Source organism: Rhodococcus yananensis, from assembly GCF_020515525.1.
GTDB lineage: Bacteria > Actinomycetota > Actinomycetes > Mycobacteriales > Mycobacteriaceae > Rhodococcus > Rhodococcus yananensis.
On sequence record NZ_JAIYEP010000115.1, the window covers coordinates 1 to 9306 of the forward strand.

General features: G+C 68.0%; 9 protein-coding genes and 1 tRNA gene. 5 read left to right on the plus strand and 5 right to left on the minus strand.

All coding sequences use genetic code 11. The features are described from left to right. Nucleotides 1–32: 32 nt before the first annotated feature. The 5 genes from LDQ05_RS18420 to LDQ05_RS18440 all read left to right on the plus strand — a co-directional run bounded on the left by LDQ05_RS18420 (nucleotide 33) and on the right by LDQ05_RS18440 (nucleotide 5498). Nucleotides 33–1298, plus strand: a complete 1266-nt coding sequence (locus LDQ05_RS18420) for a PucR family transcriptional regulator (RefSeq protein ID WP_226438413.1) — start codon at nucleotides 33–35, stop codon at nucleotides 1296–1298. Nucleotides 1299–1426: 128 nt separating this feature from the next. Beyond that, on the plus strand, nucleotides 1427–2326 hold the full coding sequence (locus LDQ05_RS18425) for an ACP S-malonyltransferase (protein ID WP_226438405.1): 900 nt from the start codon (nucleotides 1427–1429) through the stop codon (nucleotides 2324–2326). Between the two features lie 148 nt (nucleotides 2327–2474). Then, on the plus strand, nucleotides 2475–2753 hold the full coding sequence (gene acpM / locus LDQ05_RS18430; protein WP_226438406.1) for a meromycolate extension acyl carrier protein AcpM: 279 nt from the start codon (nucleotides 2475–2477) through the stop codon (nucleotides 2751–2753). Nucleotides 2754–2761: 8 nt separating this feature from the next. Continuing rightward, nucleotides 2762–4003 (plus strand): KasA/KasB family beta-ketoacyl-ACP synthase, encoded by a 1242-nt coding sequence (locus tag LDQ05_RS18435; RefSeq protein WP_226438407.1) that lies wholly within the window; start codon nucleotides 2762–2764, stop codon nucleotides 4001–4003. Between the two features lie 61 nt (nucleotides 4004–4064). Then, nucleotides 4065–5498 carry an acyl-CoA carboxylase subunit beta gene (locus tag LDQ05_RS18440; RefSeq protein WP_226438408.1) on the plus strand — a complete coding sequence of 478 codons (1434 nt, stop codon included), beginning with the start codon at nucleotides 4065–4067 and terminating at the stop codon, nucleotides 5496–5498. A 65-nt stretch (nucleotides 5499–5563) separates the two neighbouring features. Here LDQ05_RS18440 and LDQ05_RS18445 read toward each other — a convergent pair whose 3' ends face one another. From LDQ05_RS18445 to LDQ05_RS18465, 5 genes are all read right to left on the minus strand, one after another. After that, a complete protein-coding gene (locus LDQ05_RS18445; protein ID WP_226438409.1) occupies nucleotides 5564–6070 on the minus strand; it encodes a DUF3145 domain-containing protein in 507 nt (168 codons plus the stop codon). A 102-nt stretch (nucleotides 6071–6172) separates the two neighbouring features. After that, the gene (locus tag LDQ05_RS18450) at nucleotides 6173–7003 is read right to left on the minus strand and encodes a serine hydrolase domain-containing protein (RefSeq protein WP_226438410.1); all 831 of its coding nucleotides are present in this window, start codon (nucleotides 7001–7003) and stop codon (nucleotides 6173–6175) included. A 54-nt stretch (nucleotides 7004–7057) separates the two neighbouring features. Continuing rightward, complete coding sequence (locus tag LDQ05_RS18455) at nucleotides 7058–8185, minus strand: NDMA-dependent alcohol dehydrogenase (RefSeq protein ID WP_226438411.1); 1128 nt, start codon at nucleotides 8183–8185, stop codon at nucleotides 7058–7060. Between the two features lie 82 nt (nucleotides 8186–8267). Then, nucleotides 8268–8789, minus strand: coding sequence for a DinB family protein (locus LDQ05_RS18460; protein WP_226438412.1), 522 nt, complete (start codon nucleotides 8787–8789; stop codon nucleotides 8268–8270). A gap of 224 nt (nucleotides 8790–9013) precedes the next feature. Continuing rightward, nucleotides 9014–9087 (minus strand) — tRNA-Ile (locus tag LDQ05_RS18465). Nucleotides 9088–9306 lie beyond the last annotated feature (219 nt).

A 9306-nucleotide genomic window follows, 5' to 3' on the forward strand; every position in this document is an offset into this window, starting at 1 on the left:
ACTGCTCGACCACGGTGTGTACGCGCCGCCCAGTGTCGGGGCGCCCGACGCCGCCTGCGCGCCCGGAGCGCGCTCCCCTGCCCGACGCCCTGCTGCGGCGGGTCAAGCAGTTCTCGGGGCGGCTGTCCACCGAGGCCGTGCACACACTGCAGGAACAGCTGCCGTTCTTCGCCGACCTGGATGCGTCGCAACGCTCGACGGTGCAGTTGATCATCCAGACGTCGGTGGTGGACTTCCTCGAATGGGTCCGGCACCCGGACAACGACATCCGGTTCAGTTTCGACGCATTCCAGTCGATTCCCCAGGATCTCGCGCAGCGACTCACCTTCCGTCAGACCGTCGAGATGGTGCGCGCGGCGATGGAGATGTTCGAGAAGTGGTTGCCGGCCCTGGCACGCAACGACGAGCAGCTCGTCGCGCTCACCGAGGCGATCCTGCGGTACAGCCGCGAGGTCGGGTTCGCGGCGGCGTCGGCGTACGCGAGCGCCGCGGAGTCGCGTGGCGCCTGGGACACGAGGCTCGAGGCGCTGGTCGTCGACGCGGTGGTCCGCGGCGACACGGGGTCGGACATGCAGTCCCGCGCCGCGACGTTGAACTGGGACGCGACCGCGCCGGCGACGGTCCTGGTCGGCACACCTCCACCGGAGGAGGGCGTCTCGGTGGTCACCACCGTGCACACCATCGCGCGGCAGCACGGCCGGGCCGCTCTCGCCGTGGTGCAGGGCGAGAACCTGGTGATGGTGGTCAGCGGAATGCTCCACGGCGCCGCGGACGCCGTGGTGTTCCGGGAGGAGCTGATGCATGCGTTCTCCGACGATCCGGTGGTGATCGGGCCGACCACACCGTCGCTGGCGTCGGCGCACGCGTCGGCGGTCGAGGCGATGGCCGGGATGGAGGCGGTGGCCGGGTGGCCGGGGGCGCCGCGGCCGGTGCATGCCGCGGAACTGCTCCCCGAACGGGCGCTCCTCGGGGATCCGGGCGCGATCGCCGCACTCGAGGACGAGATCGTTCTGCCACTCGAGGGCGCGGGCCCGGCGCTCGCCGACACGCTCGACGCCTACCTCGACAGCGGTGGCGCAGTCGAGTCCTGCTCCCGAAAGCTGTTTGTTCATCCAAATACGGTCCGCTATCGGTTGAGGCGGATCACGGATGTCACGGGTCGGGATCCCACAAATCCCCGTGATGCGTACGTGCTCCGAATCGCGTCCACGGTGGGGCGTTTGGCACGAAGTCATAACGAACTCAGAACCCCATTACCACCAGTCACACGGTTCACACCTCGCGAACCGGACACGTAACGCGGGGCGGTGCTGATCCGATAGCGGACTCCCACGTGCGATTTTGTAAGAACCCTACAAATCCTGTGCCTAGCTTTCATTCCTACCGACATCTCGGAGGACCGGCCGCAAGGTGTTCTCTGATCTTCGTGATTTCGCTTCTCGCCCCCGGTCAGGGGTCCCAGACGCCCGGCATGCTCACCTCGTGGTTGGAGCAGGCCGGTGCCCGCGATCGCATCCAGCTCTGGTCCAAGAACACCGGCCTCGATCTCGAACGCCTCGGCACCGTCGCCACCGCCGAGGAGATCACCGACACCGCCGTCACCCAGCCGCTCGTCGTCGCTGCCGCACTCCTCGCTCACGAGGAACTGGAAAGCCGTGGGCTCGTCCCCGCCGACACGATCGTCGCCGGGCATTCGGTCGGTGAACTGGCCGCCGCCGCCATCGCCGGGGTGATCTCGGCCGACGACGCGGTGGCTCTCGCCGCCGTCCGCGGCGCCGAGATGGCCAAGGCCTGCGCACTCGAACCCACCGGCATGTCCGCCGTGCTCGGTGGCGCGGAGGACGAGGTGCTCACCCGCCTCGACGAACTCGATCTGACTCCCGCCAACATGAACGCAGCCGGTCAGATCGTCGCGGCCGGACGCCTCGAAGCACTCGAGGAACTCGCCGCGAACCCGCCCGCGAAGGCCCGCATCCGGTCGCTCCCGGTCGCCGGCGCCTTCCACACCCGTTTCATGGCTCCCGCCCAGGACGCCGTCGCCGCGGCAGCTGCGAAGATCACCCCCGGTGATCCCACCCGCACCCTGCTGTCGAACTTCGACGGCGCCCCGGTCACGTCCGGAACGGAGGCGCTCGAACGGCTCGCCGCGCAGGTCACCCGACCCGTGCGCTGGGACCTGTGCACCGCCCACCTGCGCGACGCGCAGGTCTCCTCCGTGGTGGAACTCCCGCCGGCCGGCACCCTCGTCGGCATCGCCAAGCGCGAGATGCGCGGCACCCCCACGGTGGCCCTGAAGACTCCTGCCGATATCGCGTCACTGACCTGACACCTCGATATCGATCAGGTTGCTGCGCACCCGTCGACCTCGACGCGTGCGCTGAACACCCCGGGCATCCCGGGCATCCCGGACGGGCATTCGTCCATCCGGTTTCTTGCACGACACAGTCGACCGAACCCAAGAAGGGAGCCACGACGTGGCCGCCACCCAGGAAGAAATCATCGCCGGTCTCGCGGAGATCATCGAGGAAGTCACCGGCATCGAGCCCTCCGAGGTGACCATCGACAAGTCCTTCGTCGACGACCTGGACATCGATTCGCTCTCCATGGTCGAGATCGCCGTGCAGACCGAGGACAAGTACGGCGTCAAGATCCCCGACGAGGACCTCGCCGGCCTCCGCACCGTCGGTGATGCCGTCAACTACATCCAGAAGCTCGAGGCCGAGGGCGTTCAGGCCACCAACGACAACGAGTGAGCCGAGCCGTGACCTCCCCCTCTCCTCGGACGCTGCGCAACGTCGTCGTCACCAGCCTCGCTGCGTCGACGTCGATCGCCGGTGACGCGGACGCCACCTGGAAGGGCCTCCTCGCCGGTGAAAGCGGGATCGGCACGCTCAGCGGATTCGTCGACGAATACGATCTTCCGGTCCGCATCGGCGGTGTCCTGAAGTCGAGCCCCGACGAGAGCCTCTCTCGCGTCGAGGTGCGGCGGATGAGCTTCGTCGAGCGACTGGCCCTCACCCTCGCCCGGACCGCGTGGTCGAACGCCGGTAGCCCGGACGTCGACCCCGATCGTCTCGGTGTCGTCATCGGCACCGGTCTCGGCGGCGGCGAGAGCCTCATCGAGGCCGTCGACAAGCTCCGCACCGGTGGATACCGCAAGGTGTCGCCGTTCGCGGTGCAGATGATCATGCCGAACGGACCGTCGGCCACCGTGGGTCTCGAACTCGGCGCCCGCGCCGGGGTCATCACCCCCGTGTCGGCGTGCTCGTCCGGCTCGGAGGCCATCGCGAACGCGTACCGCATGATCGCACTCGGTGACGCCGACATCGTCGTCACCGGCGGTGTCGAGGGCCAACTCGACGCGGTCGCCACCGCCAGCTTCGCGATGATGCGGGCGCTGAGCACCCGCAACGACGATCCGCAGGCCGCGTCGCGCCCCTTCGACAAGGACCGGGACGGCTTCGTGTTCGGTGAGGCCGGCGCGCTGATGGTCCTCGAATCGGAGGAACATGCGAAGGCCCGCGGCGCGACCGTCCACGGACGTCTCCTCGGTGCCGGGATCACCTCCGACGGCTACCACATCGTGGCGCCGCATCCCGAAGGCACCGGCGCGGCGCGGGCCATGGCCCGCGCCATCGAGACCGCCGGACTGACCAAGTCCGACATCGGGCACGTCAACGCACACGCGACGGCCACCCCGATCGGTGACACGGCCGAGTCCAAGGCGATCAACGCGGCCGTGGGCGACCACGCCGCGATCTACGCACCGAAATCCGCGCTCGGCCATTCGATCGGCGCGGTCGGTGCACTCGAGGCCGTCCTCACGGTCCTGGCGCTGCGTGACGGAGTCATTCCGCCCACGCTCAATCTCGACAATCAGGATCCAGAGATCGAACTCGACGTGGTCAAGGGTGAACCTCGTTACGGCCAGTTCGATTTCGCGCTGAACAACTCGTTCGGTTTCGGTGGGCACAACGTGGCCCTCGCGTTCGGCCGGGCCTGACCCGACCGACGCACGCCGCTCACCGCACCCCACCACCGCATCTGCCCGAGGAGCACACCCGATGACCGTTCTCGACCCCGCTACCCAGCGCAACGCCACAGCGGACCCGCGGGACCCGTTGGCACGTCTCGAGAATCTGTTCGACTCCGGCACCGTGGAACTGCTCCACCCACGCGACAAGTCCGGAGTTCTCGCCGCGCGCGGCCTCATCGACGGGCTGCCCGCCATCTCCTACTGCTCGGACGCCACCGTCATGGGCGGCGCCATGGGCATCGAAGGGTGCCGGCACATCGTCGACGCCATCGACACCGCCATCGCCGAGGAACTCCCGATCGTCGGGTTGTTCCATTCCGGTGGCGCGCGCCTCGCCGAAGGTGTCGAAGCCCTCCACGCCGTCGGCCTCGTCTTCGAGGCGATGGTTCGTGCCTCGGGGCGCATCCCGCAGATCTCCGTCGTCCTCGGCTTCGCCGCGGGCGGCGCCGCGTACGGACCGGCACTCACCGACATCGTGATCATGGCACCGGAGGGCCGCGTGTTCGTCACCGGCCCCGACGTGGTGCGCAGCGTCACCGGTGAGCAGGTCGACATGGAGTCGCTCGGTGGTCCCGACACCCACACCAGGAAGTCCGGTGTCGCACACATCGCCGCGGACGACCAGGAGGACGCACTGCACCGTGCGCGGCGGCTGGTGTCGATGTTGTCCGATCAGGGCGAGTTCGACGTCGACGCGGCAGCGCGCGGCGACACCGACCTCCGGGCGATGATGCCGGAATCCCCGCGCCGCGCCTACGATGTCCGGCCGATCGTGCACGAACTGCTCGACAACGTCGAGGGCGAGTCGAGTTTCGAGGAACTGCAGGGTGGCTGGGCCCGCAACATCGTCACCGGTTTCGGGCGGCTCGGCGGCCGCACCGTGGGCGTGATCGCCAACAACCCACTGCGGCTCGGTGGCTGCCTGAACTCCGAGAGCGCCGAGAAATCGGCCCGGTTCGTGCGGATGTGCAACGCGTTCGGGGTTCCGCTCGTGGTCGTCGTCGACGTTCCCGGCTACCTGCCCGGTGTCAGCCAGGAGTGGGAGGGCGTCGTCCGGCGCGGCGCGAAGCTCCTCCACGCCTTCGCCGAGGCGTCCGTGCCGCGGGTGACATTGGTGACGCGCAAGATCTACGGCGGCGCCTACATCGCGATGAACTCGCGGGCGCTCGGTGCCACCGCCGTGTTCGCGTGGCCCGAATCCGAGGTCGCCGTGATGGGCGCGAAGGCAGCGGTGGGGATCCTGCACAAGAAGGCGCTCGCTGCCGCCCCCGACGAGGAGCGGGACGCCCTGCACGACCGACTCGCGGCCGAGCACGAGGCGATCGCCGGAGGTGTCGGGCGTGCCGTGTCGATCGGTGTGGTCGACGAGATGATCGACCCGGCCACCACCCGTAGCACGCTCGCGGCGGCACTCGCGGCCGCGCCTGCGGCCCGCGGGGCCCACAAGAACATTCCGCTGTAGCGGTTCGGAAACGGCGGCGCGGGCGACGGCACCTCGGAGGAGGGGTGTCGTCGCCCGAGGGTGTCTCACCCGACGTTACGACGCAGCCAGGTCACCTCGGCGCCTTCGTCACCGGCGCGGTACGGTTCGAGTTCCTCGTCCCACGCCGTGCCGAGCGCACGGTGGATCTCTCCGGTGACGTCCGCGGAGGCCAGGATCGCGCGCATCCGCATCTCACCGATCACGACGTCCCCGTTCGCGCTGGTGCTGCCCCGCCACAGTCCGAGTTGCGGGACGTAGCTGAATCGTTCGCCGTCGACACCCTCGCTCGGGTTCTCGGTGACCTCGAAGCGCAGCATCTGCCACACCTTCAGTGCCTCCGCGAGACGTCCGCCCGTTCCGACCGGCCCGGCCCATTCGACGGACGTACGCAACAGACCCGTATCGGCCGGTTGGCCCGTCCACGTCAGGTCGGGCCGACTGTCGAGCGTGGCGGCCAACGCCCACTCGATATGCGGGCAGACCGCAGCCGGCGAGGAGTGGACGTAGACCACCCCCGATGTCGCATCCGCGAACTGATTCGATGCGCGCATACAGTCACCTCCGATTCGACGAGGACGTCTTCCCCAACGACCCCCACCGGGCGGTTTCTGCGTACGGTTAACGGATAGTGTGCCGCTGTTGCGCCTGTTTCGCTAGCGAACGGCAGAGGTTTCTGTGATTTCGCGAACGATTCCATCGTTCACCGTCGACCACAGCGGTTTCGCCCAGGGACCGAATGCTCGATCGGTGAGTACCACACAGGCGGTACCGATTTCGGGATCGACCCAGAGAAATGTGCCGGATTGACCGAAATGACCGAATGTCCGCGGAGAATTCGATGCACCCGTCCAATGCGGATTCTTCCGGCCCCGAATTTCGAATCCGAGACCCCAGTCGTTCGGTTTGAACCTTCCGTATCCCGGGACGATTCCGTCGAGTCCCGGGAACTGGACACTCGTCGCCGCCTCGAACGTCTGCGGTGACACCAGGTTCGGGGACACGAGTTCGGCGGCGAAACGCGTCAGGTCCGCCACCGTCGATCGGGCCCCGTGCCCCGCCGGTCCGGCGAGCTCCGAGTCGGCCATCCCCAGGGGCTCGAACACGGCTTCGGCGAGATAGTCGGCGAAGCGGAATCCGGTCTCGGCGGCGACGACCTCGGCGAGTACCTCGAATCCCGCGCTCGAGTAGATCCGTTTGCGTCCCGGCTCGGTCTGCACCACCGGCTCACCGAAGGCGAGCCCGGACGCGTGCGCCAGCAGATGCCGGATCGTCGATCCCGGCGGACCGGCGGGCGCGTCGAGTTCGATCGCCCCCTCCTCGACCGCGACGAGGACCGCGTACGCGACGAGCGGCTTGGTGACCGAAGCCAACTCGTACACCGTGGTGGTATCGCCGATCGAGCCGACGACGCCGCCGTCGCGGGTCAGAACCGCGGCGGCGGCGTGGTCGACGGGCCACTCGGAGATCACATCGAGACTGCGCACCCGCCCAGCCTAGAAGACCGCGGGGCGCGGAGCCTCAGCACCCGCGGAGCCTCGTCACCAATCGGCTTCGGTGTAGCGGATGACACCTCGGATGTTCTTGCCGTCGAGCATGTCCCGGTAGCCGTCGTTGATCTGCTCGAGGGTGTAGGTACGGGTGACCATGTCCGCGAGGTTCAGCTGACCGGACCGGTGGAGGTCGAGCAGGTTCGGGATGTCCACCCGAGCATTGCAGCCGCCGAAGATGTTGCCCTTGAGGTCCTTCTGCAGCATCGAGAACAGGAACGAGTTCAGCTTGACGTCCATGTCGGACATGAAGCCCATCGCGGTGACGACACACGTGCCGCCCTTCGCCGTCAGCGTGAGCGAGGGGTCGACGAGTTCGCCCTTCATCTCACCGACGGTGATGATGGTCTTCTGGCACATCTTGCCCCAGGTGATCTCCATGATCGGCACGATCGCCTCCTCGATGGAGGCGTATGCGTGGGTGGCACCGAACTTGAGGGCCTGCTCGCGCTTCCACGGCACCGGATCGATGGCGAAGACGTGGCGGGCACCGGACGCGACCGCGCCCTGCAGCGCGCTCATGCCGACACCGCCGATGCCGATGATCGCCACCGAGTCGCCGGCCTTGACGTCGGCGATGTGTGTGGCGGAACCCCACCCGGTGGGTACGCCGCAGCCGACGAGTGCGGCGATCTCGAACGGGATATCCTTGTCGATCTTGACGACCTGGGTCTGGTTGACCGTCATGTACGGCGCGAACGTGCCGAGCAGACACATCGGGATGACGTTCTCGCCGCGCGCCTGGATGCGGTAGCTACCGTCCGAGATCGCCTGTCCGCCGAGCAGCCCCGCACCGAGGTCACAGAGGTTCGAGTGTCCGGTCGCGCACGACGGACAGCGTCCGCACGCCGGGATGAACGAGAGCACGACGTGATCGCCGACCTCGAGTCCCACGACGCCGTCACCGATCTTGGTGATGACGCCGGAGCCTTCGTGGCCACCCATGGCCGGGTACGAGGGCATCGGGGTCGCACCGGTGACGATGTGGTGGTCGGAGTGGCACATGCCGGCGGCTTCCATACGGATCTGGACCTCACCCGCGATGGGATCGCCCAGTTCGATCTCCTCGACCGACCACGGCTCGTTGACGCCCCACAGCAGTGCACCCTTGGTCTTCATCTGAACTTCACCCTCCATCGCATTGCGGTTGCAGGAGTGACGATAGCCACAATTCCGCAAAATTGGAACAGGTTTCAGAAAGTTACCGGTACCGCGCGTCCCAGACGTGATGGACGTGTTCGTGCGCGAAGTACCGGGCGAGCGTCTCGACGGTGAATCGGGCGCCGTCACCGCGCCGACCGGTCCGCCCGCGCTCCTGCGGCGACACCGCCCCGAACGCGTCGGCGGCGACCCGACCCGCGACGGCGAGCTCCGCAGCGACCTCACCCGGATCCAGTTCGCCGTACTTCCCGGTCACGGCGGCGGCGTCCTGATCCCAGTTCTCGAACGGCGGATCCTCCGCGTCGAGCATCGACTCGAGTCGACCCCGGAACACGGCGCACACGTCACGCAGGTGCGCGGCGTACTCGAGCGGCGACCACGTCGCGTCGTCGGGCCGCCGCACGGCATCGGGGCGGGCCAGGATCGCCGCCCAGCTCGCCGACCGCTCCCGGACCAACGCCGGCAGATCGTCGTAGCTCTCCGCTTCGGGGTCGAATCCGCAATCGGGGCAGGCCCGTTCGACGACCCACGTCCAGTCCTTGTCATCCGGTCGAATCACCACGCCCCCATCGTAGAAGCCCCGCCGAACTCCGTTCGCACACCGCGGCACACGAGACGCTCGCCCGCGTCGCCGCGCAGAACTACCGTACCGGCGCCGAGAACTCGTCGATCACTGCGACAGTCGGTGGGCCGCCCTCCGCGGCACCGTCCCGGTCGAGAGTGCACGTGTCGACGCACGAACGTCGGATCGGCACCACCGCTCGGGTGCGAAAACACCGTCCGAGGTGGGGCGGGTGGGGCTCGAACCCACGACCAGCGGATTATGAGTCCGCGGCTCTGACCGACTGAGCTACCGCCCCGCCGCGACGTCGCTCGTCGCGGTTCACCGTCGCCTGGGCGACGCGTACGCATGCTACCCGAGACGTTCGGTGGGGTCGCGACCGTGTAGCCACCAGAACCGCGCCGAATGGCGATGACAACGGGAAATTACCCGCAGCGACCACCATTTTGCGTTGCTACGGCGGAACACGACGGACGACGACGCCCCCGCCATCCGCAGTGGATGACGGGGGCGTCGT

What these genes read in the sequence shown, in the direction of transcription:
- LDQ05_RS18445 (WP_226438409.1), bottom strand. Translation starts at nt 6,070, where the DNA reads ATGCGCGCATCGAATCAGTTCGCGGATGCGACATCGGGGGTGGTCTAC.
- LDQ05_RS18455 (WP_226438411.1), bottom strand. Translation starts at nt 8,185, where the DNA reads ATGAAGACCAAGGGTGCACTGCTGTGGGGCGTCAACGAGCCGTGGTCG.
- LDQ05_RS18440 (WP_226438408.1), top strand. Translation starts at nt 4,065, where the DNA reads ATGACCGTTCTCGACCCCGCTACCCAGCGCAACGCCACAGCGGACCCG.